A 25105-nucleotide genomic window follows, 5' to 3' on the forward strand; every position below is an offset into this window, starting at 1 on the left:
GGCCGGTCTTAACGCCGCCCCGTCGTCGCATGCTTGTCCTCGCGGCGGCGACCGACCAGCATGGCGCGTTCCAGGCGGGCGCAGAGCGCGGCGTAATAGTCGGAAAGGAAGCCATAATCATCGCCATCGTCGGGCAGGCCGGCCTTGCGTCGGATCGTCGCGGCGACGGTGACGATCGCATCATCCTGGCCGCCCCGCAGCACATTTTCCAGCGTCTGCAGCTCGTAGATGCCGTAGAGGTCGAGCGCGGCGTCGCTGAAGATCCGGCGCGGCTGCTCCGCACGGGCGGCGACGAGATCCGCGCCCAGCTTCGCCCGCACATTGTTCACGACCCAGGTGCCCGCCAGCAGATCCCCCACCCGCAGCCGGTCACGGTTGAACAGCGGGAAGAAGAGGAAGATGCCGGTCCAGCACAGGGCGAAGAGGGTCAGGAAGCCGTCGGCCGCGCCCTGCGACGCCTGCATGCCGAGGAAGGACAACGGCAGGAAGACTTCGATCTCGCGCAGGGCGTTGCGGGCGATCACCGCGCCGCCGGTCAGCCGCCCGCCGTCGCGCGCGACGACGCGCAGGCCGAGCAGCCGCTTGCCCGGCGTCGCGCCGCGCCCGCCCATTTCGAACAGGATGAACCAGCCGTTGCGCAGCATGAAGGCGCCGACCAGCCAGAGGATCAAAAAGAATTCGGCGCGCGCCTGGGCGATGCCGAGCAGGCCGAGCAGGATCGTGCCGAGGATCAGGCTGATAAACAGGATGAGGATGTCGAGGATGAAGGCCGAGGCCCGCGTCCCCGCGCTCGCCAGTTCCAGGCGCAGGTCGACGCCTTCGGGCGTGACGAAGCTGCGCCGCAGCGAGGCGGGCGCGCTGGGCGCGCGGTTACGCCGCCAGCGCATCTTGGCCCTCCGCGCGGCGGGGTAGGTAATAATAGGTCAGCCAGCCGGCCAGCGCGGCCAGGCCAATGCCATAGCGCATCGCGTCCGACTGGACGGTCTGCCGCCCGATCCCTTCGAGCAGGCCCGCGACCAGCAGCATGAGGACGACGCCCGCCATCGCGATGGCGGCGCTGCGCCCGGCGATGACGGCGGCTTCGGTGCGTTCATACCGACCCGGAAAGGCGACGGCGGTGCCGATCTTCATGCCCGCCGCCCCCGCCAGGATGATGGCGAACATCTCGGTCGAGCCGTGGATCGTCAGCCAGCCGAGGAAATTGAGGCCCAGCCCCTTTTGCGCGAACAGGCAGAGCATCGCGCCCAGGGTGAGGCCGTTATAGACGAGCAGCAGCACGGTCGGCACGGTGAAGGCGAAGCCCAGGGCGAAGGCGAAGATCGCGACCTGGCTGTTATGGGTGAAAAGATAGGCGGCGAAGGTGGCGAGGCCACCGCCTTCCTGCGGCCCGTAGATGCTGGCGCGCAGCGTTTCCGCGCTGGCGGACGGATCGCGCCCGCCCGACATCGCGTCGGGGATGATGCTGTAATACCAGCTCGGATCGGTGGCGACGAGCCACCAGCCGGCTACGACGCCCGCCACCGTCAGGATGAGGCAGATCAGGGTTTCGCGCCAGAGCGCCTGCACGCTCAATGGCCAGTCGCGCGCGAAGAAGCGGGCAAGCTGGCGGGTCGCGGTGTCGGGCACGCCGTAGAGCTGGAAATAGGCGCGGGTGCAGAGCTGTTCGAGATAAGTGACGAGCGCCCGGTCGAGCGAGGTTTCGCGCGCCACCGAGAGCGACGACAGGGCGGAGCGGTAGAGCAGCGGCAGGGCGAGGATATCGTCTTCGGACAGGGCGCGGACCGAGCGTTTCTCCATGCGGGTGACAAGTTGGTCGAGCCGGTCCCATTCGCCTTCATGCGCGGCGCGGAAGCGGCTGGCATTGACCAGAGGGGCGGCGGCGCGGCCGTCGATGAGCGCGCTCATAGCAGGTTCCTCCGCTTGAGATCGACATAGCCCTGGACCAGCCGGTCGGCGACCCGATCATGTTCGGCCTCGATGACATGGGCGCCCAGATGGCGCAGCCGGGTGAGCACCATCAGCCGGTCGCGCAGCAGGGCGGCGGCGGTGACGGCGCGGGTGACGTCGTCGGCATTGCGGGGCCGGCAGTCTAGGATCGATTCCAGTTCCTCGTCACGCAGGACGACCAGCAGCAGCAAATGGGTTTCCACCAGGCGGCTGGCGGCGCGGACGAGAAATTCAGCCGAGGTAAGGTCGGTGAATTCGGTGAAGAGGACGATCATCGAGCGGCGGGTGAGGCGCGTCGCGAGCGTGGTGAGGGCGTGGGTGTAGTTGGTTTCCTCCCCGCTATAGTCGATACGGGCGGCGAGGCGCTGAAGTTCACCAAAGGCGGCGGCGCCCGACACCAGCCCGCTGGCGATGCGCGGGCGCGAATCGAAGGCATGGAGCGCGACCCGATCCCCCAGCTTGAGCGCGACCCAGGCGGTCAGCAGGCTGGCCGATACGACGCGGTCGAGACGGCTGAGACCCGCCACCGGCTCGCTCATCTGCCGGCCGGCATCGATCGCGAAGACGATCTGGTTGTTGCGTTCGGAGCGGAATTCCTTGGCGTGCAGCTTGGAGTGCCGGGCCGATTGCTTCCAGTCGATCGCGCGCCGGTCCATGCCGGAGCGAAACTCCACCAGCGCGTCGAAATCCGCGCCGTCGCCGCGATCGACCTGCGCCATCAACCCTTGGAGCGCGTGGCGCTGGAAGATCTGTGCGCCGCGATCGCGCACCGGGCGGATGTCGGGCAGGATCGCCATGGTCGCGTCGAGCGGCACGATCCGCTGTTTCCAGACGAGGCCGAGCGGCCCTTTCCAGCGCAGCCAGCCGCGCGCGATTCGCGCCGTCCCGCGCCGGACGGTGCGCAGCGGAATGGCGGCAGACGCCTTGCCCGCATGTAGGTCGACCCAGAGGCCGTCCCCATCCTCCGCTTTAAGCAGCGGTCCGGTGTCCAGCAGCAGTTGCGCGCGCGCCGGGGGGACGCCCGCGATCGTCACATGCGCCGCCGCCTCCACCGGCGCGCCGACGCTGGCGGTGCGGGGCACGTCGAGCCGCAGCGCTGCCTGCGCCGGCCGGCTGCCCAGCAGCGCGTCGGCGAGCGTTGCGAGCAGCACCGCCACCGGCCAGGCGAGCGCGGCGTACCAGCGGCCCGGCACCAGCAGCGCAACGAGCAGCGTCGCGGGCGCGCCAGCCGCCGCCGTCCATATGGCTGTGCGTGTGGGATAGATCATGGGCGGTTGGTCATGGCGGGGGCGCTTAGCGCGGCGCCTCGATCGTGTCGATGATGCCGGTCACGACATCCTCGACCTGGCGGCCATCGATTTCGGCGGCGGGCGAGAGGATGAGGCGATGGCGCAGCAGGGCGGGCGCGAGCGCCTTGACGTCGTCGGGGATGACGAAGTCGCGGCCGTCCAGCGCCGCGCGGGCGCGCGCCGCGCCCGCCAGCATCGCGCCAGCGCGGGGGCTTGCGCCGCTTTCGAGATCGGCGACGTCGCGCGTGCCGCGGATGAGGGCGAGGATATAGTCGATCACTTCATCGACCAGCCGCACGCCATTCACCACAGCAATCGCTTCGGCGATCCGGGCGGCGTCGGCAACGGGGGCGACGCCCCAGGCTTCGGGCGTCATCGCGTGGGTGCGCGCGCCATGGGTGGCGACGATCTTCCGCTCCTCCGCGGCGCTGGGATAATCGACGCTCTGCTTGAAGAGGAAGCGGTCGAGCTGCGCTTCGGGCAGCGGATAGACGCCCTGCTGCTCGATCGGATTTTGCGTGGCGACGACCATGAAACGGTCGCTCAAGGCCAGGCTTTCGCCGTCGATGGTGACGGTGCGTTCCTGCATCGCCTCCAGCAGGGCCGCCTGCGTCTTGGGCGGGGTGCGGTTGATTTCGTCGGCCAGCAGCAATTCGGTGAAGATGGGGCCGCGCGTCAGGCTGAACTGGCTGGTCTGGAAGTTGAACAGATTGGCGCCGATGATGTCGCCGGGCATCAGGTCCGGCGTGAACTGGATGCGGCCGAAATCGAGGCCGAGGGCGCGGGCAAAACTGTGGGCGATCAGCGTCTTGGCGGTGCCTGGCGGCCCTTCCAGCAGGATGTGGCCGCCGGAAAAGAGCGCGACGAGCATGAGATCGACGGTTGCTTCCTGCCCCACGACCGCGCGGGCCACCTGCTGCTTGATGGCCTGGCCGAGCGCCTGAACCTCTTCTACCGTCATCTGCTCTTATCCTCTTGCCAATCGTGGAGTGCCTGCGCCGCGTCGAGCAGGCTGTGCCGGTCGCGCGCCGCGTCCGCCACCTGCAGGAGGTCGGTGAAGCGATGCGCCCCCTTCAAACTGTCGAGATATTCGTCCAGCGCGCCGTCGCGCAGCCGGGCGGGCGCGCCGAAGGCCCGCGCGGCACGATCGCGAATGGCGGCGGCATAACGGCCGCCGAGCCGCGCTTCGCGTCCGGCCTTGCGGATCAGCAGCGCGCTGTTGTCGACCAGCGCCGTCTTGCCGAAGGCGACGGCGCGGGCGCGCGCGCGCGGCGGGCCGAAACGGCCGAAGGCGTGGAGACCGGCGAGCAGTAGCGCGGCGGCGATCGCCAGCGTCATCGCCAGGAAGGGCGGCTCAAACAGCAATTTGAGCGGACTGCGCGAATGGCCGAGGCCATTCATCGACACGTCGAAGGCGACGCCGTCGGGATCGGTGCTGTTCATCCAGTCGAGCAGGGCCAGCGCGGATCGGGCCTGGCCCAGATCCTTCATGCCGCGATTGTTGAGCAGGTCGGGATCGGCCAGAACATAGAGCGGCCCTTCCCCGATCCGGGCCAGCACGATGCCGCCCCTGCCGTCGGTCAACAAAGGGGTGAGCTGGCGCCATTGATCCTGCTGCTGCTTGTTGGTCGGATCGATGCCGGTGATGACCTGGATCGGACGCGGCGCCCAGAAGCGACCGGGGACGCCATTGGAGACGAGCGCGCCGCCGCCGCTGCGATATTGGCGCATGGTGAAGCGGACGCCGGGCGCGAGCACGCCGATCGGCTCGTGTAGCGGCAGCAACCCCTGAAAGCGCGCCCAGCCGGGATGATCGTCATCCGGTACTGTGCGCCATTTGGGCAGCACGAACAGAGTCGGCCGGGTCGCACGCTGCATCAGCGCCTCGCTGATGTCGACCGCCCCCGTTTCGGGGGTAACCACCAGCAGGTCTTCGGTATCGAATTCATGGGCGGTGCGCACGATGCGGGGATGGCGGCCGGTCGCTTCGGCCAGTTGCACCAGAGCGGCATAGCCGGTCACCGCATTGGACAGCGCGTGCGCGCCGCCATTGCGGCCCGATCGCAGGTCGGGCGCATAGGCGCCCAGCACCAGCATGGCGGCGAAACCGGCAATGCCGATCGCCAGCATCAGCGCGATGGTGCGGCCGCGGAACAGCGCAGCGTCGGCCGACGGCGGGGCCATGGCGACATCGCTCATGCCGTCCCGTTCCTTGGCCAATTCCGCGTCTGGGCGAAATCGGCATAGGCATGGCGGCAGCGGCCCCATTCGTCCGCGTCGATCGGGCGGCCGCCGAACAGGCTGCGCTCGACCGCGGACGCGATTTCCGTGAACAGGCGGCGCGGCGCGGACGGAATGCCGTCGGCCCGGGCGAGATCGCGGCTGGTGAGCGCCGGGCGCACGATCTGCGGACGACGACGCGCCATATCCTCCACGCTGCGCAGCAGGAGATGATGCACCGCCTGCGCATAATCGCCCTGCGCGGCGAGCGCATCGGCCTCCTCCAGCCAGGCGCGCGCCGGGGCGGCATCGGGGGTCCAGTCCTCTTGCGCCGCGTCCACCGCCGCGGCCGAACGGCGCCGCCGCCAGCGCGGCCAGCGCCAGACGCCGTGGCGCACCCGGTCCACGACGATCCAGAGGATCAACAGCGCCAGCGCGGCGATCATGGTCCACAGGACAATGCGGGCATAGGGCGCATCGGGCATGAAGCTGCCGATCCAGCGCAGGAAGCGGCCCACCGGGGCCAGCGCCCATTCCAGCCACTCGCCCAGCGCCTTCAGCCAGGCCGGCGGCGGCGGACGGCCCGGTGCGGCTATCATGTCGAACTGCACGTCGCCGCCGGCCAGCAGCGCGCGATGCGCCGCAGCCAGTTGCTCGTCCGACATATGTCCTGGTCCGGCCATCGATGCCCACCCCCGTCGCGGCAGACCCTAGCGGCTGGCGACGATGGCGCAAGTCATTCAAAGGATGACAAAGTCGGTCAGATGCGACAGCATCCGGTCCGGATCTGGAGATGGGGGGTATGATAATGGCGACGCGGGCGGCTTTGAGCGAGCAACGGTCCTTCTCTGTCCGCCGGGTGTTGAGCCGGGCCTTCGGAACGCTGGGTGACAATCCGCTTGCGACCTTCGGCATCGCCTTCCTGTTCGGGTCGATCCCGCAATTTCTCTACAGCTATTTCATCGGTTCGACGCTGGCGAGCGCGGATCGGGCCAGCACGATCGCCGCTATCGCCGTATCGGTCGCTTCCTTCGTCGTCTTCCTGCTGCTTTCGATGCTGGTGCAGGGCGCGCTGGTGCGGGCGACGCTGGCCCATGCGCAAGGGGAGCGGGCGAGCTTCGCCCAATGTATCGGCACCGGGCTGGCCAAGGCGGTGCCGCTGATCGGCCTCACCATCCTGCTGATCCTGGGGATCATGGCCGGGTTCACGCTGTTCTTCATACCCGGCGTGATCCTGTTCCTGATGTGGTCGGTCGCGGCGCCAGCGCTGGTCGCCGAAGATAGCGGAGTGTTCGGCGCCTTTTCGCGCAGCCGGTTCCTGACCAAGGGGGCGCGCTGGCGCATCTTCGGGTTACAGATGCTGTTGCTGGTGCTGATATGGCTGGTGTCCGCGGCGCTGGGTGCGATCATCCTGGCGAGCGGCATGACGCCCCAGGGGATCGCCACAGCCGCCCTGTCACTGCCCTATCTGCTGATGTCGGCGGTCAGCAACACGCTGATCATCGCCTTCTGGAGCACGGTGCAGGCCAGCCTCTATATCGATCTGCGCGGCTGGAAGGACGGGCCGCAGGCACAGGATCTGGCGGATATCTTCGGCTAGAGGATTGTGGATCGGATGGAATCGTCAGTTGACCTGTGCAACGAGACGGCCGCGGCTATCCGTCGTCCGAGCGAGAGGCCGGGCAAACGGCGAAGTTGCTCTGCCTGGACATGGAAGCGCATAATATCGATCCCATCAGCCACAGGCGCCAATTCACCGCTTGCTTACCATTTTGCGCTATTGCGGCCGGCATGAGCAAGGTCGATCCCTGTCCGAAATCCGCCGTCAGCCATGGTGTCGGCATTGCCGGTCTGGTCGGCCTGGGCCTGTGGACGCTGGTGGCGCGCCATTATGGGATGAACGGGCCGAATGCCGGCCTTGCCGCAGTGGTCGCGTGCGGCCTGCCGATGGTGCTGTGGTCGCTGATCGTGGACAAGGTGCATCGCAACGCATCGACCGGGATCGACTGGCGCGCGCCGGCCCGGACGGTGCGGGACGTGCTGGACATCAGCATCGTCAAGATCGCCGGACTGTGGGCGACCTGGCTCGCCATCGCCATCTTCTATTGCATCGCCCGCTGGTATTGGAGCGGCAATTACCGTTTTTCGATGGACCTGTTCATGGCGGCCGCGCCCTGGCTGCTGGTCCTGTCCGTCCCCTATATGCTCTGGATCGACCGGCGACTGGTGGAGCCGAAGGACGCCTGCTTCAGCTTCGGCCAGTGGGTGATCGGCGGCGTGGCGGGGCAGGCCGACATGCGCCAGGTCGCGCATCATGCCCGCGCCTGGGCGGTGAAGGGGTTCTTCCTGGCCTTCATGGTGTCGATCGTGCCGGGCAATTTCGCCAGCGTGGTCGAATGGCGGATCGAGGATGCCTTCGCCCATCCGGTGGCGCTGGCCGGCTTCCTTATCGCGATCATGTTCATGATCGACGTCTGCCTGGCGACGGTCGGCTATATCCTGACGTTCAAGCCGCTGGATTCGCACATCCGCACCGCCAACCCCTATCTGGGCGGCTGGCTGGCGGCGCTGATGTGCTACCCGCCCTTCGTCCTGATGGGCGGCGGCGGGCCGCTCGACTATCACGCCGGGGGCGCGGAATGGGATTACTGGACGCAAGGGTCGAGCGCGCTGCAATGGCTGCTGGGCGGCTGGCTGGTGCTGCTGACCGGACTGTACGCCTGGGCGACGGTGGCGTTCGGGCTGCGCTTTTCCAACCTGACCCATCGCGGCATATTGACCCATGGCCCCTATCGCTGGACCCGGCACCCGGCCTATCTGTCGAAGAACCTGTTCTGGTGGTTTTCCGCCCTGCCCTTCCTGTCGGTCAGCGGATCGCTGGTCGACATGGTGCGCAACTGCGCGATGCTGGCGCTGACCAACGCGGTCTATTATTGGCGCGCCAAGACGGAGGAAAAGCATCTGTCAGCCGACCCCGATTATCGCGCCTATAGCGACTGGATGGAGCGCCACGCGCCGGTGCCGCGCTTCTTCGCCTGGGTGACGGGGAAGAAGCGCGAGACGGCGATGACGGCGCAGGCCGCCGAATAGAGTTTAGAAGCTTTCCTCGCCATAAACGCGGCTGAGATCGCCCTGCCATTCCCCATGATAGCGTTCCAGCAGCCGTTCGGCGTTGGTCTTGCCGGACGCAACCACCTCGTCCAGGAAGGACAGATAGCCGGTCTCATTGTCGCCCGCGCCGTTGAGGCGCGCACGCGACGCCAACCCGGACCGGGCGATATCGACCACCTGCCCCGCAATGTCGCGCAGCTTGCGCCCGCCGCCGATCGGCGCGTCGAGGCCCAGCTTCGGTACGGAATCGCGCAATATCTGCCGTTCCTCCATGGTCCAGTCCTTGACCACGTCCCACGCCGCGTCGAGCGCGCCCTGGTCATAGAGCAGCCCGACCCACAAAGCCGGCAGCGCGCAGATGCGGTTCCACGGGCCGCCGTCGGCGCCACGCATTTCCAGGAAGCTCTTCATCCGCACCTCGGGGAAGGCGGTGGAGAGATGATCCTCCCAATCCTTTTCCGTGGGCTTTTCGCCCGGCAGGACGGCCAGCTTGCCGTCGAGGAAATCGCGGAAGCTATGGCCCGACGCATCGATATATTGGCCGTCGCGATAGACGAAATACATCGGCACATCGAGCGCATAGTCGGCGTAGCGTTCATAGCCAAAGCCGTCTTCGAACACGAAGGGCAGCATCCCGGTGCGCTTGGGATCGGTGTCCGACCAGATATGGCTGCGATAGGACAGGAAGCCGTTGGGCTTGCCTTCGGTGAAGGGCGAATTGGCGAACAGCGCGGTCGCCAGCGGCTGGAGCGCCAACGACACGCGGAATTTCTGCGCCATATCCGCCTCGCTGCCATAGTCAAGGTTGGTCTGGATGGTGCAGGTGCGCAGCATCATGTCCAGGCCCATCGACCCCACGCGCGGCATGTGCCGCAGCATGATCTCATAGCGGCCCTTGGGCATGATCGGAAGGTCAGCGCGCGTCTTGTCCGGCCACATGCCCAGGCCCAGAAAGCCCAGGCCCAGCATGTCGCCGACATATTTCACCTGTTCCAGATGGCGGCCGGTTTCGCCGCAGGTCTGGTGGAGGTTTTCCAGCGGCGCGCCCGACAGTTCGAGCTGGCCGGCCGGCTCCAGGCTGATGGTGCCGTCGGCGCCGGACAGGGCGATGATATTCTCGCCCTCGAACACCGGATTCCAGCCATAGCGGGTCAGGCCGATCAGCAGCGTATGGATGCCGCCCTTTTCCTCATAGGACGGGGCATGATGATCGCGGCGATTATAGACGAATTTCTCGTGCTCGGTCCCGATTCGCCAGCGATCCTTGGGCTTTTCGCCTTTGGCAAAGGCCGCGATCAGTTGGTCGCGGCTTTCGATGACGGGATCATGATCCCCTGAGTCGGTTCTAGTGCTCATGCCCCGCCCTTACTGCTTCCCCTCGGCCCGTCAAATAAAGTCGAGCGATCACCACATAGGGCCTGCCTATGAGCGCTTCAATCCAATAGCGGAATGAAACTATTTCCAGTCGCCATTGATCGCCATCCAGGCCGACGTCGCGGCGATGGCGGCGGTTTCCGCCCGCAGGATGCGAGGGCCGAGCGACACCGGTACCGCGCCGGGCGTAGCGCGGATCGCATCGCGCTCGGCCGGATCGAATCCGCCCTCCGGCCCGACCAGAAAGGCAGCGGGACCAGGGTGCGCCCGCAATGTCGCCTCCAACGGTGCGCCGCCTGTCTCGTCCGCAAAGAAAAGGTGCCGATCGGGCGACCAGCCTTTGAGCAGCGCGTCCAGCTTCAGCATGTCAGCGAGGTCGGGCAGCGCCGTCCGTCCGCATTGTTCGGCCGCCTCGACCAGATGGCTGTGCAGCCGGTCGAGGTTCAGCTTGTCCACCACCGCACGGCGGGTCAGCACCGGCTGGAGCCGGGCGACGCCCAGTTCGCACGCCTTTTCCGCGATCAGGTCGATCCGCCCCTTCTTGATCGGGGCGCAGCAGAGCCAGAAATCGGGCACATGTTCGGGCGGCCTGGTCTGTTGCACGCATTCCAGCACCAGGTCGCGCTTGCGAATGTCTCGCGCGCGCGCCGCCCATTCGCCCGATCGCCCGTCGAACAGCAGGACGATGTCGTCGGGCTTCACCCGCATGACGCTGATCAGATAATGGGCCGGATTGCCGTCGATGGGCACCGCGACGCCCTCTCCCAACTGGGTTTCGACATGGAGTCGGGGGGCGCTTTGCGGCGGCCAGGCGGGCGTTGCGGTCATTTTGTCTCTTCCGGTTCGGCCGCGCTTGTGGTCGGCCCGATCTTCCCTAAAGAGAAGCGACGGGCTTCGACAAGCTCATCGAACGGAGTCACGGTGAATTACAGGATCGTCCCCGACAGCGAAGCGCGCGGCCTGCTGGCGCGGTTGCCGGACACACCGCGCATATTGGCGCAACTGGCCCGATTCGACCGGCCGATCGGATGGTGGCTGCTCTTCTGGCCGGGCGCCTGGGCCGTGGCGCTGGCGGGCGGCGGCTTTGCGCGCTGGCCGCTGATCGGCTGGCTGCTGCTGGGCAGCATCGCGATGCGCGGCGCGGGCTGCGTGTTCAACGACATCGTCGACCGCGATCTCGACCGGAAGGTGGCGCGCACCGCCGCGCGACCGCTGGCGAGCGGGGCGATGTCGGTCAAGGTCGCCTGGGCCTGGCTGCTGGCGCTGTGCCTCGTCGGCCTGATCGTGCTGGTGCAACTCCATCCTTATGCGCAGGTCGTGGCGCTGGGCAGCCTGGCGCTGGTGGCGGCCTATCCCTTCATGAAACGGATCACCGGCTGGCCGCAGGTCTGGCTGGGGCTGGTTTTCTCCTGGGCGGCGCTGGTCGGCTGGAGCGAAGTCATGGGCGCACTGAGCCTGCCGGGCCTGCTGCTTTATGCAGGAACGATTTTCTGGGTGGTGGGCTATGACACCATCTATGCGTTGCAGGACCGGGAGGATGATGCGCTGATCGGGATCGGATCGAGTGCGCTGTCGATGGGTCAGCATGTGCGGAGCGGCGTGACGCTCTGCTATGCGTTGGCGCTGGCGCTCTGGGCCGGTGCGATCTGGCAGGTGCGGGGCGAGATGCTGGCGCTCGCCGCGCTGTTGCCGATGGCGGCGCATCTGTCGTGGCAGGTGACGACACTCAAGGAAGATGGCGTCGATCCGCTCGCCAAATTCCGGTCCAATCGTTTTTCGGGGTTGCTGATGTTTCTGGCCTGTCTGGTGGTGGGGAGCAGCGCCGCATGACGCCGCAACCGGGGAACGATTGCTGGCGCATCGCGCGGGCGGAACGGGCAAGCGTCATCATCGACGCCGACGCCTATTTTCGCCATGCCCGCGCGGCGATGATGAAGGCGCAACGCCGCATCATGCTGATCGGCTGGGATTTCGATCCTGCGATCAGCCTTATCCGCGAAGATGAGGCCAAGGACGGTGCGCCGACCGTGATCGGCGACTTCATCACCTGGCTGGTCGAACGCACGCCGGAGCTGGAGATTTTCCTGCTGCGCTGGGATGTCGGCGCGATGAAATCGATGACGCGGCCTTCGCACCTCGTCACCACGCTGCGCTGGATGGCGCATCCGCGGATCACGGTGAAGCTGGACGGCCATCATCCGCCCGCCGCATCGCATCATCAGAAGATCGTCGTGATCGACGATTGTTTCGCCTTTTGCGGCGGCATCGACATGACCGGCGACCGGTGGGATACGCGCCATCATCGCGACGAGGAACCGGGGCGCCTGCACCCCGACGGGTCACCCTATAGCCCCTGGCATGACGCCACCACGGCGCTAATGGGACCGATCGCGGCGGCACTGGGCGACCATGCGCGCAACCGCTGGGCCGGCGCGGGCGGCGACCCGCTGGAGCCGGTCGAAGGCGTGCAGGATTGCTGGCCCGACACGCTGCCGGTGCAGTTCGAAGGGGTCGATGTCGCGATCGCCCGCACCGCGCCGAAGATGGACGATCAGGAGGAGCTGATCGAGATCGAGCGGCTCTACCTGAACCAGATCGCGGCGGCGCAACGGCATATTTATGCCGAGAGCCAATATTTCGCGTCGCGCCGCATCGCCGAGGCGATCGCGAAGCGGCTGGCCGAGGCGGACGGGCCGGACATCGTCATCGTCAATCCGGAACAGGCGGATGGCTGGCTGGAGCAGCAGGCGATGGATACGGCGCGCGCGCGCCTGTACGAAACGCTCAAGAGCCGCGATCCGCATGGCCGTTTCCGCATCTATCACCCCTTCACCCAGCGCGGCGCCCCCATCTACGTCCATGCCAAGGTGCTGATCGTCGACGACCGGCTGATCCGGGTCGGCTCGTCCAACATGAACAACCGCTCGATGCGGCTGGACACCGAGTGCGACATCTCGATCGACACCGCATTGCCCGGCAATGACGGACGTCAGGCGACGATCCTGAAGATCCGCGACGACCTGATCGCCGAGCATCTCGACCTGCCGGCCGAACGGGTGTCGGCGGTGATCGCAGAGCGCGGGCTGGTCGCGGGAATCGAGGAATTGCGGCAGAAGCCGGGCCGGACGCTGCGCCCCTATGTGACCCCGAACCTGAACGACGTGCAGGCTTGGATCGCCGACCATGAGGTGCTGGACCCCGAAGGGCCGGAGGAGATGTTCGAAGCGATCAGCGAACGCGGCCTGTTCCGCCGGATGAAAGGGTGGTTTGGGCGGAGCTGAGCTACTCCGCCGCCAGCAGCGCTTCGGCGCTTTGCAGATTGACCGACACCAGCCGGCTGACCCCGCGTTCGACCATGGTGACGCCGAACAGCCGGTGCATCCGGGCCATGCTGACGGCATTGTGGGTGACGATCAGGTAGCGGGTGTTGGTCTGCGCCACCATCGCGTCGAGCAGGTCGCAAAAGCGCTCCACATTGGCGTCGTCCAGCGGCGCATCGACCTCGTCCAGCACGCAGATCGGCGCGGGATTGGTCAGGAACAGGCCGAAGATCAGCGCCACGGCGGTCAGCGCCTGCTCGCCGCCTGACAACAGGGTGAGCGCGGCCAGCTTCTTGCCCGGCGGCTGCGCCATGATCTCCAGCCCCGCCTCAAGCGGATCGTCGCTGTCGATCAGTTCCAGATGCGCCTGGCCACCATTGAAAAGTGTGGTGAAGAGGCGGCGGAAATGGCCATCCACCGCTTCGAACGCGGCCAGCAGGCGCTGGCGCCCCTCGCGGTTCAAGCTGCCGATCGATCCGCGCAGGCGATGGATCGCCTGGGTCAGTTCCTCGCTCTCGGCGCGGCTCCTCGCCTGGGCAGCTTCCAGTTCCTCTAGTTCCTGCGCGGCGACGAGGTTGACCGGGCCGATCCGTTCGCGTTCGGCATGGAAGCGGTCATGATCGGCCAGTTCGGTCTGGGCTAACCGCACGTCGGCGCTGGCGAAGCCTAGTTTTTCGGGCAGGACCGGCGGCGGGCATGCAAAGCGTTCGCCCGACAGCCGGTTGGTTTCGACCCGCCGTTCGTCGGCGGCTTCGGCGCGGGCGACCGCGGTGGCGCGGGCTTCGCGGGCGGCGGCGAGCGTCTCCCCCGCCTGGGCGGCGCGGCCCTCGGCGGTGCGCAGCGCGGCTTCCGCCTCCAGTTCGGCGCGGCGGGCCTGGTCGGCAGCGTCGGTCAGCGCCGATCCCCGATCGTTGAGCGCGGCGATCGCGTCGGACAGCGATTCGGGCTGCGTCTCGATCGTCGCACGTTCGGTCCCGATCTCCTCGGCGCGAGCGACCATGGCGGCGATGCGCCGGGCCGCTTCGCCGGCGCGGGCGCGCCACCCCTTGATCTCCGCATCGGCCGCCGCCTGTCGCTCGCGATCGCTGGACAGGGCGCGGTCGGCCAGCGCCTGATCGGCCTGCAACTGGCTGACGGCGGCGCGCGCCGTGTCGCTCGCCTGGGACAGGGCGGCGACCAGCGCCCGCGTCTCTGCGCCGTCCGGCACGGCGGCGCGGCCGGCCCGCGCCTTTTCATGCTCGCCCTGTGCGGCGGCGCGATCGCGCTGCGCTCCATCCAGCCGTTCCTCTATCCCTTCGCGCCGCCCGGCCAGCCGTTCGAGCGCGGTGGTCGCTTCGTCGGCGGCGCGGAGCGCGGCGCGCAATCGCTGGTCGGCCTGCGACAGGCTGGTGCGGGCCTGGGCGAGCGCCTGGGTGGCGGCCTGTTCGTCCGCCTTGGCCTCCTCCTGCGCCGTGGCGGCGCTGTCGACGTCAGCCTGAAGCGCGGGGCGCGCGGCGGCGATCGCGTCCAGCCGGTTGAGGCGGATCAGCCGCTCGGCCGCCGCCGCGCCACCCTCTGCCGCGACATAACCGTCCCAACGGCGCAACTGGCCGTCCAGAGTGACAAGGCGCTGGCCGACGGCGAGCGGCTGGCTATCGTCACGGTCCGCTACAACGATCTGTGCCAGACGGCGGGCCAGTTCGACCGGCGCGGTGACATGGAAGGCCAAGGGCGTGGCGCCAGCGGGCAAGGCGGGATCGCCCGGCAGCGGATCGGCGCCGGCCCAGCGGCGCTTGCCGTCCGCGCCGACCGGCGCTTCCAGATCGTCGCCCAGCGCTGCGGCGAGCGCGCGTTCATAGCCGGGGGCGGCCTTCAACCGGTCGAGCGCGCGCGACCGGTTGCCTGCGCCGCTATCGACGGCGCGTTTGAGCGCTGCCGCCTCGCTATCGAGCGCGGCGAGGGCGGCGCGGGCGGAGGAAAGGGCGGCTTCCGCCGTGTCGCGCGCCTCGGCGGCGGACTGGCGCTCAGCCTCGGCGGTCTGGATTGCGGCTTCGGCGGCGTCGCTATCGCCCTTCGCCCTGTCCCGATCGGTCAGCGCCGCGGTACGTTGCGCCTCCAGCGGGGTGGCGTCGGGCAGGGCGGCGGCTTCGGCGGCGAGCCGCACCACCTCCCGCTCCGCCCGGTCGAGGCGGGTGCGCCCGGCGGCCAGCGCCGCTTCGGCGACGCGCAGTTCGGCCTGTTCGGCCGCCTGGGTCGCCATCGCCCGCGCCAGATCCAGTTCGGCGTCGCGCGCGGAATCCTCGGCCGCGGCGATCCGGGCGGCGAAGGCCGGGCGCAGCTTTTCCGTCTCGGCGATACGCGCCTTCAGCGTGGCGATCTCCGCCGTCAGCCGGGCGATCGCATCGGCGGCGTCATTGGCGAGCGTCCCTTCGCGGGCGCGATCCTCCTCCAGCCGGGACGCCTGTTGAGCAAGGTCGGCGAGGCGGCGAACCACGGCTTCCCGCTCGGTGCGGAGCGCGGCGAGGCGATGGCCCGCCTCATTGGCGTCGTCGCGCGCGCTCTGGGCGGCGGCGCGGCGATCGGCCAACAGGGCGATGGCGGCCTGGGCGTGGGCGGCGGCGGCGAGCTGCCCCTCCTGCGCGGCGGCAACGGCGGCGTCCGCCTGTTTCGCTTCGGTGCGGGCGGCCTCCGCGCTCGCATTGGCTTCGCGCCAGCGGGCGAAGAGGGTGCGGCCTTCGGCGACGCGGATCTGGTCGGAAAGCCGGATATAGCGTTCGGCGGCGCGGGCCTGCCGGCGCAGCGCGTTGGCGCGCGCATCCATATCGAGCAGGATTTCGTCGAGCCGGGCGAGGTTGGCCTCCGCCGCGCGCAATTTCTGTTCCGCATCCTTGCGCCGGACATGAAGCCCGGCAATGCCCGCCGCTTCCTCCAGCATGGCGCGCCGTTCCTGGGGGCGGGCGGCGATGACGGCGGCGATACGCCCCTGACTGACCAGCGCGGGGCTGTGCGGCCCGGTGGCGGCGTCGGCGAAGACGAGCGATACATCCTTGGCGCGCACGTCGCGGCCATTGGCGCGATAGGCGCTGCCCGCGCCGCGCTCGATCCGACGGGTGACCTCCAGTTCGCCGTCCGCGCCGACATCGACGGCGTTGAAGAGTTCGCCCTGTTCCTGGATGGTCAGCAGCGAGACTTCCGCGAAGTCGCGCTGCGGCCGCGTCGCGGTGCCGGCGAAGATGACATCCTCCATGCCGCCGCCGCGCATGGATTTGGCGCTTGATTCGCCCATGACCCAGCGAATGGCTTCGAGCAGATTGGACTTGCCGCAGCCGTTGGGGCCGACGATGCCGGTCAGCCCCGGTTCGATCCGCAACTCCGTCGCGTCGACGAAGCTTTTGAAGCCGGAGAGTTTGAGCCGCTTTATCTGCACGGGGTCGCACCGGGACAGCGTGCCGCCCCGGCCCTTTCAAACGATGCTGTCAGCCCCCGCTGGCCCAATCAGATGCCCGCTTCCTTGAGCTTAGGCTGGAGCGACGCCCAGTTGGCGACATTGTCGACCAGCACGCCGTTGATGAGGAAGCTGGGCGTGCCCTGTATCTGATATTGGTTGTTCGCCGCCTCGACGCCCTTGGCCAGCCGTTCGGCCGCGCCGGTGTCGGCCAGGCACTGTTTCGCCTGATCGGCGGAAATGCCGCGTTGCTGCGCATATTCGACCAGACCGGCGATCTGCGCGATCGCGCCGGGGCGCTGGGCCGGGGGCAGCTTTTCCACGCCCTGGAAGGCGGCTTCGTTACCCTGCACCTTTTCGAACATCGCCGCCTGATTGGCGAAAAACTGCTCCGACAGCGGATAGTAAATGTCCTTGCCGCCGCAGCCGGCGAGCAGCGCGGTGGTCAGGTCGATCGGGTCGCGCACATAGGTGCGGAATTCGAAGCTCATCTTGCCGGTGTCGACGATCTTCTTGATTTCCTCCGAGGCTTCGGCGGAGAAATCACGGCAATGGCTACAGGTGTAGGAGCCATATTCGACCAGCTTGATCTTGGCCGACGGATTGCCCATCAGATAATAGCCGTCGGGCGTCTGGGCGATGGTCTGCGACCAGCTTGTGCCCGCAGGGGCGGAGACGGCGGCGATCGGATCGCCGCTCGGCTTGGCGCCTTCCTCACTCTTGCCGCAGGCGGCGAGGGTCAGGCTGACGGCGATGAGGGCAAGAGCGGAAACGGCTTTCACGGCGGGCAAGGCTCCGATGACTGGCGGTATGGACGGGGTTTTAGATCAGTGCGCCGCGGCGGGCAATGCGGCCTGGAGAATGGACCAGGTCGATCCCTTGACGAGGGTGCCGTTGACGACGAAGCCGGGCGTGCCGCCGATCTTCACCTTGTTCCAGGCGTCGTCGGTCATGGCGAGGATTTGCTTCATCGCCGTCGGGTTGGCGACGCAGGCGTCGAGCTGGGCATTGGTGAAGCCGCGCTTGTTCATCAGGGCATAGAGGCCGGTCTTTTGCCCGATATCGCGTATCGCCGCGGTCTGGTCCGCGGGCTTTTCGGTCGTCGCCCCGTCATAAGCCTCGATCTGCTCCATCCAGGCGGTCTGGTTGGCGAACAGCGCCTCATGATTGCCCATGAAGCGGGCCGGGCCGCCGCACCGCGCGAGCAAGGCGGCCGTCAGGTCATATCGGTCGCGCACGGCATTGCGGACTTCCACGCTCACCTTGCCGCCCTTCACATAGTCGGCCTTGAGCGGGGCGCTCGCCTCCCCCACGAAATGGGCGCAGTGGGAACAGGTGTAGCTGACATATTCGACCAGCTTGGTCGGCGCATTGGGATTGCCCATCGCATGGCCGCCGATCGGCGAGAGCACGACCCGGCTCACCCAGTTGGCGGCAGGCGCGGCGACCAGCGCGGCGGGAACGGCAAGCAAAGCAAGCGGCAGGAACAGTGTCTTCATGGCGTGCGTCCGTAAATTGGTTCCGCTGAACCGGAACCGAACAGCGTCGTTTTTGACGCGATGTGCAAGTCAATCGCTTCAGTCTTTTTTGACGCGATTTTCAAGTCAATCGCTTCAGTTGATCTTGGGCAATCCGCTGCTGTTGGCAAGCCCCTGCGCAAGCGATTCGAGCACGGCGCGCAGTTCGGGATCGCCAATGTCGCGCAGCGAATCACCCAGCTCGACCGGAATGGGCTTGAGGTTGCGGGGCGGCGGGCGGCGTTCGGCCGCGACGGGCCTGATATCGCCCTGCCGGATCGCGACCTTCGCCACAGCGGCATAGCCGAAGAAGCGATTCACCCGCTCGACGATATCGGGCAGCATATGCTGCACCATCGGCCCATGACCGCTCATGACCGTCAGTTGCAGCGTGCCGCCGGCCTTTTGCCCCACCGGGAAACGGATCGATTCGGGCGCGGAAATGCCGGCATAATGGGCGCCGACGATCTCCGCCCAGCGGGTGACGATGCTGGACTGGACGAAGCCGAACTTGCGGAAAGCGGCGCGGCCGATGTCGGGCATCAGGTCCGCGATCGCCCGCGGCGCGCCCACGCGCGGCCTGTCTTCGGCCGGCAGCTTGCGACTCTTATATTTCGGGGGGGCCGGGCGTTCCGTCATGGCCCGCTTAATGGCATAGGGTCGCCATGCGCGTCGAGGGTAGAGCCACAAAAATCGCAAGCGACCTGCTTGCCCATTATGACGTCCATGCCCGGCGGCTGCCGTGGCGCGCGCCGCCCGGCAGCAATGCCGCCGATCCTTACCGGGTTTGGCTGTCCGAAGTGATGCTGCAACAGACCACGGTCGCGGCGGTCGGCCCCTATTATGCGAAATTCCTGGCCCGCTGGCCGACTGTTCAGGATCTGGCGGCGAGCGAAGACGCGGACCTGATGGCCGCCTGGGCCGGGCTGGGCTATTATGCCCGCGCCCGCAATCTGCTGGCCTGCGCGCGGGCGGTGGCGCGCGACCATGGCGGCGCCTTTCCCGATACGGAGGACGGGCTGCGTTCCCTGCCGGGGGTCGGCGCCTATACCGCCGCGGCCGTCGCGGCGATCGCGTTCGGCCAGCGCGCGGTGGTGGTGGACGCCAATGTCGAACGGGTGGTGGCGCGGCTGTTCGCCATCGCCACGCCCCTCCCCGCCGCCCGGCCGGCGATCCGCGCCGCCGCCGACAGCATCACGCCCGATGCCCGCGCCGGGGATTTCGCGCAGGCGATGATGGACCTGGGCGCGACTATCTGCACGGCGCGCAATCCGGCCTGCGGCATCTGCCCGTTGCGAGAGGATTGCGCCGCGGTGCTGACCGCCGATCCCGCCGCTTATCCCGTCAAGGCGGCGAAGAAGGTGCGACCGCACCGCACCGGCCATGGCTGGTGGATCGAGCGCGACGGCCATGTCTGGCTGGTGCGCCGCCCGGACAAGGGGCTGCTGGGCGGGATGCGGGCGCTGCCGAGTTCCGACTGGGGCGACGCGCCCGACCCGACGCCGCCGATCGCCGCCGCCTGGACGACGATCGAGACAGCAGTAGCGCATGTCTTCACCCATTTCTCTCTGGCGCTGCGCGTCCACCATGCCCATGTGGAAGCGAACGAAACGCCGGAGGGCGCAGGCGAATGGTGGCCCATCGACCGCATCGGCGAGGCAGGGCTGCCGACATTGTTCGCGCGAGCGGCGGAAGCGGTGAGGAAGGAAAGGCAAGCGGATGCACGGAACTGATCCAGCGACAAAGGCCGTGCCGGGCTTCGTCGGCAGCAACCTCGACCGGGTGGACCATATCCGCACCAATCCCGCCTTGCTGACCGAGACGTTCGCCGATCCCGCGGCGCGCCTGCTGGTGCTGGACGGGCTGGAGCCGGTGGAGGTGGACGGCCATCTGCTGCTGGAGCCGCTGACGCCGGACGCGCGGGTCGAGGATCATGTGCTGCTGGGCGTCGATCCGGGCAAACGGCCGATCTTCGCCCGGCTGGTCGCGAACCTTGGCCTCAATCTGGTTCCCACGCCGCGCAGCCGGGCCATCGCCGACCTTGTACCGACCGAAGAAGTCGCCCTTTACGGCACCGCGCGCAGCCTGGTCCACTGGCATGCCCGCCATCGCCATTGTTCGGTCTGCGGCGAGACGACGCAGCCGGTCAAGGCCGGCTGGGCGCGCAAATGCGAGGCGTGTGCCGCCGAGCATTTTCCCCGCACCGACCCGGTCGTCATCATGCTGGCCGAATATCGCGGGCGCATATTGCTGGGCCGGCAACATGCCTGGCCGCCGGGTCGCTATTCGGCGCTGGCGGGTTTCGTCGAACCGGGCGAGACGATCGAGGAAGCGGTGGCGCGCGAATTGCTGGAGGAAGCGGGCGTGCGGGTGCATAAGGTCCGTTATGTGATGAGCCAGCCCTGGCCCTTCCCCTCCTCGCTGATGATCGCCTGCATCGGCGAGGCGCTGGACGATGCGCTGACGCTCGATCCGACCGAGATAGAAGATGCCTTCTGGTGCGACGCAGATCAGCTCCGCGCGGCGATGGCGGGCGATCCCGATGCCCCCTTCCTCGCCCCGCCGACGATGGCGGTGGCCTGGCACCTGCTCGACCATTGGCTGGCGGGCGTCGCCGCCGCCAGCCTTGTTAGCGCTGGCGCAAGCGCGTAAGGCCGATCCCCTTCCCTTCCTGTTTTTGAGGACCATTTTCCCTCCATGCTCAGCCTAGAAGAAGCCCAGTCGCGCGCGCAGGATCTGGTCAGCGCCGCGCGCAAGGCCGGTGCGGACGCCGCCGACGCCATCTATGCCTGCAACGCATCGACCAACGTGTCGGTGCGGCTCGGCGCGCTGGAGGATGTCGAACGGTCCGAGGGCGAGGAGATCGGCCTGCGCGTCTTCATCGGCCAGCGGTCCGCCAGCATTTCCGCTTCGGACATGAACCCGGCGACGCTCGCGACATTGGTCGATCGCGCCGTCGCCATGGCGCGCGAAGCGCCCGAAGACCCCTATGCCGGCCTCGCGCCCGAAGACCGGTTGCTCAAGAAGCGCCCGCCCGCGCTCGACCTGACCGACGAGGAGGAGCCGGAACCCGCAGCGCTGCGCGAACGCGCGCTGATGGCGGAGGAAGCGGCGCGCAGCGTGCCCGGCATCACCAACAGCGAGGGCGGCGGCGCCGCGAACGGCCGCAGCCAGGTCGCGTTGGCGACCAGCCACGGCTTTGCCGGCGCCTATGCCGGCACCAGCCATTCGACCTGGGCCAGCGTGCTGGCGGGCACGGGCGCCGACATGCAGCGCGACCATGCCAGCCATAGCGTGCGCCATCTGGAGGATCTGGACGATGCCGAAGCGGTCGGCGTCCGCGCCGGCCAGCGCGCGGTGGCGCGGCTCAACCCGGTCAAGGTCGAGAGCGGCGTCATGCCGGTGATCTTCGACCCGCGCATCGGCTCCAGCCTGCTCGGCCATCTGATCGGCGGCATGGTCGGCCCGGCGATCGCGCGCCGGTCGAGCTTCCTGCTGGAATCGCTGGGCGAGGCGCTGTTCGAGGCGGGCGTCACCATCATCGACGATCCATTGCTGCCCCGCGGGATGCGATCGCGGCCATTCGATGGCGAAGGCCTGCCGGTCGAACGGCGCGCGCTGATCGACCAGGGCGTGCTGACCGGATGGCTGATGGACAGCGCATCGGCGCGCCAACTAGGCTTGGAGCCCACCGGCCATGCCAGCCGCGGCGGCAGCGGCGCGCCGGGCGCCAGCATCACCAACGTCCATATGGAGGCCGGCGCCATCTCGCCCGGCGACCTGATGGCGGACGTGAAGCGCGGCCTCTATGTCACCGAACTGATCGGCATGGGCGTCAATGGCGTGACCGGCGATTATAGCCGGGGCGCGGCGGGCTTCCTGATCGAAAATGGCGCGGTCGCCCATGCCGTGTCGGAAATCACCATCGCCAGCAACCTGAAGGCCATGTTCCGGGCGCTGACGCCCGCGAGCGACCTGCACTTCCGCTATGCCATGAACGTGCCGACCATCCGCATCGACGGGATGACCGTTGCCGGAGGCTGAGGCCCATCTCCGTGCGGTCATATCCGCCGTGGCGGATGCGGCCGACCATGCGCTGACGCTGTGGGCAGGCGGGGAAACCCGCGTGCGCCAGTGGGAAAAGGTGCCCGGCCATCCGGTGTGCGAGGCCGACCTGGCGGTCGACGCCATGCTGCGCGCGCGGTTGGCGGCGATCGACCCGGACGCCGGCTGGTTGTCGGAGGAGACGGCCGATACCGTCCATCGGCTAGGCGTGCCGCGGGTGTGGGTGGTCGATCCGATCGACGGCACGCGCGATTATCTGCGCGGGCGGCCGGGCTGGTCGGTGTCGGTCGCGCTGGTCGAGGATGGCGCGGTCCAGATCGGCCTATTGGCGGCGCCCGCGCGCAACGAATTGTGGGTGGCGCAACTGGGCCAGGGCGCAACGCGCAACGGCCAGAGGTTGCGCGCAGGAAGCCGGACCATGCTGCCGGGCGCGCGGGTGCCGGCCGACCAGTTGCCGCGCGTCGATCGCGATCTGGTGACGGTGGACAAGCCCAACAGCATCGCGCTGCGCATGGCGATGGTCGCTGCCGACGAAGCCGATCTGGTCGCCACCGTGCGCTGGGGCAATGAATGGGACGTCGCCGCCGCCGCGCTGATCGTGCAGGAGGCGGGCGGCGCGGTGACTGATGCGCTGGGCGTTCCGCTGCGCTTCAACCGGCCGCAACCCACCGCCTTCGGCCTGCTCTGCGCCGCGCCCGGCATCCATGCCGCCGCCGTAGAGCGGCTGGCGCCCCGCGCACGCGAGATATTGGGCCAGTCGCCAGCCTAGAATGGCAAAGGGCGGGTTCCCGATCCATATTGCTGATCCTTGCGCCATATTGCGCTGTGTGTCGGTAAAGGGCAGGCAATGCCGATCATCGTCTCCGTTCCGTAAAGAAACATTGCCCGGCCGCCGCCGTGCAAGCCTTTGATTGACCGGCCAGGACCGACACCACATCAGCCACCCAGAATCTAACGCGACTTAGTCGCAATATTAGTTTTGGGGGTCTTCCATGTTTGCTTCTGCCTTCCGTTCGCCGCGTTCTTCTGGGCTGCAGGCCAGCCTCATGGTCCTCGCATGTGCCCTGTCTGCCCCAGCGCTCGCGGCTGATGCGGCACCCGTGGCAGGCGACGACCAATCGGGCGCGATCGTTGTGACGGCGGCAGGCTATGAGCAGAATATCGTCGAAGCCCCCGCCAGCATAACCGTGCTGGGCCGCGAGGAATTGCAGGAGAAGCGCTTCGGCAGCCTGGCCGAAGCCCTGCAGGACGTGCAGGGCGTCGATGTCGGCGGGGAGGCGGGCAAGACCGGCGGCCTCAATATCTCTATCCGCGGGATGCCCAGCGACTATACGCTGGTCCTGATCGACGGCCGCCGCCAGAATGCGCCGGGCGGGGTCACGCCCAATGGTTTCGGCGAAACCTCCACCAGCTTTCTGCCGCCCTTTTCCGCGATCGATCGCATCGAAGTGGTGCGCGGGCCGATGTCGACCCTTTACGGCTCGGATGCGATGGGCGGCGTGGTCAACATCATCACGCGCAAGGTCGGCAACCGCTGGGTGGGTACCGCAAGCGCCGAAAGCACGATCCAGGGCGACGACCGCTTCGGCAATATCCAGTCGATCAACGGCTTCGCCCAAGGGCCGATCGTCAGGAATCTGGTCGGACTGACCCTGCGAGGCAGCGTCTTCCATCGGGAGGGGTCGAATATCGACATTCCCGGCGACCCGGCGCTGACGCTGGGCCGCAACCCCGTGCGGTCGGACGTCTATACCTATGGCGGGCGCCTGAGCATCACGCCCCATGCCGATCATGACCTGTGGATCGAATATGACCGCAATGAACAAAGCTACGACAATAGCAGCGGACAATTGGGCACGTTGGGGTCGGGCGGCTACGCACCGGAGCAACGGTTCAATCGCACCAATTATGTGCTGGCGCATAGCTGGCGCATGGGCTTCGGCCAACTCGACACGACGCTGACCCGCAACGATACCGAGACGATCGGCCGCCTGATCCCCAATGGTACGCCAGGCGCGACGCCGGGCAGTGCGCGGACATTGGAAGCGCGCAACGACATTGTGGATTCGCGCTTCGCGGGCAAGTTCGGTCCGGTCGCCTTCACCGTGGGCGGCCAATATTGGAAGGCGCGGATGGTCGAGGGTGTGGCGCCCGAACCATTCACATTCACCCAATGGGCGGGTTTTGCCGAAGCGACGCTGACCGTGACGGACGGGTTCAACATTACCGGCGGCGCGCGCTATGACGACCATTCGACCTTCGGCAACAAATGGTCGCCGCGCGCTTATGCTGTGTGGAATATCAACGATGTGCTGACGCTGAAGGGCGGCGTCAGCCGGGGATTCAAGACCCCGCGCGTCGAACAGATCGCCGAAGGCATCGTCGGCTTCGGCGGTCAGGGTCGCATCCCGCTGATCGGGACGCCCGGCCTGACGCCGGAAACCAGCACCAGCTATGAGGCGGGCCTCTATTATGACGGCCAGGGCTTCTTCAGCGGCAATGTCACCCTGTTCAACAATGACTTCGATGACAAGATCGCGTCCGGCCCCGGCATTCCCAACTGCCAGTTCGCAGGCAATCCCAACCGCCCCGGTTGCCTGGACGTAGGCCCCTTCCCGACCGTCGACCTGCTCGGTCAGTCGATCAACATCGACAAGGCCCGCACCCGCGGCGTCGAAGTGGCGACCCGCTTCGCCTTCACGCCCGTCGTCTCGTTGTCGGTCAACTATACCTATACGGAAACCGAACAACTGAGCGGTGCAGAGCAAGGCCTGCCGCTGGTGGGTATGCCCAAGCATATGCTGAACGGAAACCTGCGCTGGAAGCTGAGCGAATGGC

General features: G+C 67.7%; 21 protein-coding genes. 9 read left to right on the forward strand and 12 right to left on the reverse strand.

Annotated features, from left to right (window positions below):
- Positions 1-8: 8 nt before the first annotated feature.
- From K9B33_RS09280 to K9B33_RS09305, 6 genes are read right to left on the reverse strand one after another with little or no spacing between them, the layout of a single operon-like run.
- Positions 9-887, reverse strand: a complete 879-nt coding sequence (locus K9B33_RS09280; protein WP_224548271.1) for an RDD family protein — start codon at positions 885-887, stop codon at positions 9-11.
- Positions 871-1905, reverse strand: a complete 1035-nt coding sequence (locus K9B33_RS09285) for a stage II sporulation protein M (protein ID WP_224548272.1) — start codon at positions 1903-1905, stop codon at positions 871-873. Before K9B33_RS09285 ends, K9B33_RS09280 begins: the two co-directional genes overlap by 17 nt.
- Positions 1902-3215, reverse strand: coding sequence for a DUF58 domain-containing protein (locus K9B33_RS09290; RefSeq protein WP_224548274.1), 1314 nt, complete (start codon positions 3213-3215; stop codon positions 1902-1904). Before K9B33_RS09290 ends, K9B33_RS09285 begins: the two co-directional genes overlap by 4 nt.
- 25 nt (positions 3216-3240) lie before the next feature.
- Complete coding sequence (locus tag K9B33_RS09295; RefSeq protein WP_224548275.1) at positions 3241-4197, reverse strand: AAA family ATPase; 957 nt, start codon at positions 4195-4197, stop codon at positions 3241-3243.
- Positions 4194-5435, reverse strand: a complete 1242-nt coding sequence (locus tag K9B33_RS09300; RefSeq protein WP_224548278.1) for a DUF4350 domain-containing protein — start codon at positions 5433-5435, stop codon at positions 4194-4196. The genes K9B33_RS09295 and K9B33_RS09300 overlap by 4 nt, the downstream gene beginning before the upstream one ends.
- Entirely contained in the window at positions 5432-6139 is a 708-nt protein-coding gene (locus tag K9B33_RS09305) for a DUF4129 domain-containing protein (RefSeq protein ID WP_224548280.1), read from the reverse strand. The genes K9B33_RS09300 and K9B33_RS09305 overlap by 4 nt, the downstream gene beginning before the upstream one ends.
- Positions 6140-6249: 110 nt before the next feature.
- Here K9B33_RS09305 and K9B33_RS09310 point away from each other — a divergent pair, with 110 nt between their 5' ends.
- Together K9B33_RS09310 and K9B33_RS09315 are read left to right on the forward strand one after the other, a co-directional pair.
- Complete coding sequence (locus K9B33_RS09310) at positions 6250-7056, forward strand: hypothetical protein (RefSeq protein WP_224548282.1); 807 nt, start codon at positions 6250-6252, stop codon at positions 7054-7056.
- A gap of 191 nt (positions 7057-7247) precedes the next feature.
- Entirely contained in the window at positions 7248-8546 is a 1299-nt protein-coding gene (locus K9B33_RS09315) for a methyltransferase family protein (protein WP_224548284.1), read from the forward strand.
- Positions 8547-8549: 3 nt separating this feature from the next.
- Here K9B33_RS09315 and K9B33_RS09320 read toward each other — a convergent pair whose 3' ends face one another.
- Positions 8550-9923 carry a glutamate--cysteine ligase gene (locus K9B33_RS09320; RefSeq protein ID WP_224548286.1) on the reverse strand — a complete coding sequence of 458 codons (1374 nt, stop codon included), beginning with the start codon at positions 9921-9923 and terminating at the stop codon, positions 8550-8552.
- A gap of 99 nt (positions 9924-10022) precedes the next feature.
- Entirely contained in the window at positions 10023-10769 is a 747-nt protein-coding gene (locus K9B33_RS09325) for a 16S rRNA (uracil(1498)-N(3))-methyltransferase (protein WP_224548289.1), read from the reverse strand.
- Positions 10770-10862: 93 nt separating this feature from the next.
- Here K9B33_RS09325 and ubiA point away from each other — a divergent pair, with 93 nt between their 5' ends.
- The gene (gene ubiA, locus K9B33_RS09330; protein WP_224548292.1) at positions 10863-11771 is read left to right on the forward strand and encodes a 4-hydroxybenzoate octaprenyltransferase; all 909 of its coding nucleotides are present in this window, start codon (positions 10863-10865) and stop codon (positions 11769-11771) included.
- Positions 11768-13222: a phospholipase D-like domain-containing protein gene (locus tag K9B33_RS09335; protein ID WP_224548294.1), complete on the forward strand. Its 1455-nt coding sequence runs from the start codon at positions 11768-11770 to the stop codon at positions 13220-13222. The genes ubiA and K9B33_RS09335 overlap by 4 nt, the downstream gene beginning before the upstream one ends.
- Before the next feature lies 1 nt (position 13223).
- Here the strand turns inward: K9B33_RS09335 and K9B33_RS09340 are convergent, their stop codons facing one another.
- The 4 genes from K9B33_RS09340 to K9B33_RS09355 all read right to left on the reverse strand — a co-directional run bounded on the left by K9B33_RS09340 (position 13224) and on the right by K9B33_RS09355 (position 18841).
- Entirely contained in the window at positions 13224-16667 is a 3444-nt protein-coding gene (locus K9B33_RS09340; protein WP_224548296.1) for a chromosome segregation SMC family protein, read from the reverse strand.
- Positions 16668-16735: 68 nt separating this feature from the next.
- Positions 16736-17467 carry a thioredoxin domain-containing protein gene (locus tag K9B33_RS09345; protein WP_224548297.1) on the reverse strand — a complete coding sequence of 244 codons (732 nt, stop codon included), beginning with the start codon at positions 17465-17467 and terminating at the stop codon, positions 16736-16738.
- 45 nt (positions 17468-17512) lie between these two features.
- Positions 17513-18184 carry a thioredoxin domain-containing protein gene (locus tag K9B33_RS09350; RefSeq protein ID WP_224548298.1) on the reverse strand — a complete coding sequence of 224 codons (672 nt, stop codon included), beginning with the start codon at positions 18182-18184 and terminating at the stop codon, positions 17513-17515.
- A 114-nt stretch (positions 18185-18298) separates the two neighbouring features.
- Positions 18299-18841: a DUF721 domain-containing protein gene (locus K9B33_RS09355; protein ID WP_224548299.1), complete on the reverse strand. Its 543-nt coding sequence runs from the start codon at positions 18839-18841 to the stop codon at positions 18299-18301.
- Between the two features lie 26 nt (positions 18842-18867).
- Here K9B33_RS09355 and K9B33_RS09360 point away from each other — a divergent pair, with 26 nt between their 5' ends.
- The 5 genes from K9B33_RS09360 to K9B33_RS09380 form a co-directional block, all read left to right on the forward strand.
- The gene (locus tag K9B33_RS09360; protein ID WP_224548300.1) at positions 18868-19935 is read left to right on the forward strand and encodes an A/G-specific adenine glycosylase; all 1068 of its coding nucleotides are present in this window, start codon (positions 18868-18870) and stop codon (positions 19933-19935) included.
- A complete protein-coding gene (gene nudC / locus K9B33_RS09365; RefSeq protein ID WP_224548301.1) occupies positions 19922-20854 on the forward strand; it encodes an NAD(+) diphosphatase in 933 nt (310 codons plus the stop codon). Before K9B33_RS09360 ends, nudC begins: the two co-directional genes overlap by 14 nt.
- Before the next feature lie 45 nt (positions 20855-20899).
- Positions 20900-22246, forward strand: a complete 1347-nt coding sequence (locus tag K9B33_RS09370) for a TldD/PmbA family protein (protein WP_224548302.1) — start codon at positions 20900-20902, stop codon at positions 22244-22246.
- Positions 22233-23036, forward strand: coding sequence for an inositol monophosphatase family protein (locus K9B33_RS09375; RefSeq protein ID WP_224548303.1), 804 nt, complete (start codon positions 22233-22235; stop codon positions 23034-23036). Before K9B33_RS09370 ends, K9B33_RS09375 begins: the two co-directional genes overlap by 14 nt.
- A 277-nt stretch (positions 23037-23313) precedes the next feature.
- Positions 23314-25105: TonB-dependent receptor domain-containing protein (locus K9B33_RS09380; RefSeq protein ID WP_411973999.1), on the forward strand; the 1792-nt coding region annotated here is incomplete at its 3' end.

It is taken from the genome of Sphingobium sp. 3R8, from assembly GCF_020166615.1.
GTDB lineage: Bacteria > Pseudomonadota > Alphaproteobacteria > Sphingomonadales > Sphingomonadaceae > Sphingobium > Sphingobium bisphenolicum.

Coding starts and splice junctions, on each gene's coding strand:
- nudC (WP_224548301.1), top strand. CDS start 19,922: ATGCACGGAACTGATCCAGCGACAAAGGCCGTGCCGGGCTTCGTCGGC.
- K9B33_RS09360 (WP_224548300.1), top strand. CDS start 18,868: ATGCGCGTCGAGGGTAGAGCCACAAAAATCGCAAGCGACCTGCTTGCC.
- K9B33_RS09335 (WP_224548294.1), top strand. CDS start 11,768: ATGACGCCGCAACCGGGGAACGATTGCTGGCGCATCGCGCGGGCGGAA.
- K9B33_RS09320 (WP_224548286.1), bottom strand. CDS start 9,923: ATGAGCACTAGAACCGACTCAGGGGATCATGATCCCGTCATCGAAAGC.
- K9B33_RS09280 (WP_224548271.1), bottom strand. CDS start 887: ATGCGCTGGCGGCGTAACCGCGCGCCCAGCGCGCCCGCCTCGCTGCGG.
- K9B33_RS09285 (WP_224548272.1), bottom strand. CDS start 1,905: ATGAGCGCGCTCATCGACGGCCGCGCCGCCGCCCCTCTGGTCAATGCC.
- K9B33_RS09310 (WP_224548282.1), top strand. CDS start 6,250: ATGGGGGGTATGATAATGGCGACGCGGGCGGCTTTGAGCGAGCAACGG.
- K9B33_RS09355 (WP_224548299.1), bottom strand. CDS start 18,841: ATGACGGAACGCCCGGCCCCCCCGAAATATAAGAGTCGCAAGCTGCCG.
- K9B33_RS09350 (WP_224548298.1), bottom strand. CDS start 18,184: ATGAAGACACTGTTCCTGCCGCTTGCTTTGCTTGCCGTTCCCGCCGCG.
- K9B33_RS09315 (WP_224548284.1), top strand. CDS start 7,248: ATGAGCAAGGTCGATCCCTGTCCGAAATCCGCCGTCAGCCATGGTGTC.
- K9B33_RS09325 (WP_224548289.1), bottom strand. CDS start 10,769: ATGACCGCAACGCCCGCCTGGCCGCCGCAAAGCGCCCCCCGACTCCAT.
- K9B33_RS09370 (WP_224548302.1), top strand. CDS start 20,900: ATGCTCAGCCTAGAAGAAGCCCAGTCGCGCGCGCAGGATCTGGTCAGC.
- K9B33_RS09290 (WP_224548274.1), bottom strand. CDS start 3,215: ATGATCTATCCCACACGCACAGCCATATGGACGGCGGCGGCTGGCGCG.
- K9B33_RS09295 (WP_224548275.1), bottom strand. CDS start 4,197: ATGACGGTAGAAGAGGTTCAGGCGCTCGGCCAGGCCATCAAGCAGCAG.
- K9B33_RS09300 (WP_224548278.1), bottom strand. CDS start 5,435: ATGAGCGATGTCGCCATGGCCCCGCCGTCGGCCGACGCTGCGCTGTTC.
- K9B33_RS09305 (WP_224548280.1), bottom strand. CDS start 6,139: ATGGCCGGACCAGGACATATGTCGGACGAGCAACTGGCTGCGGCGCAT.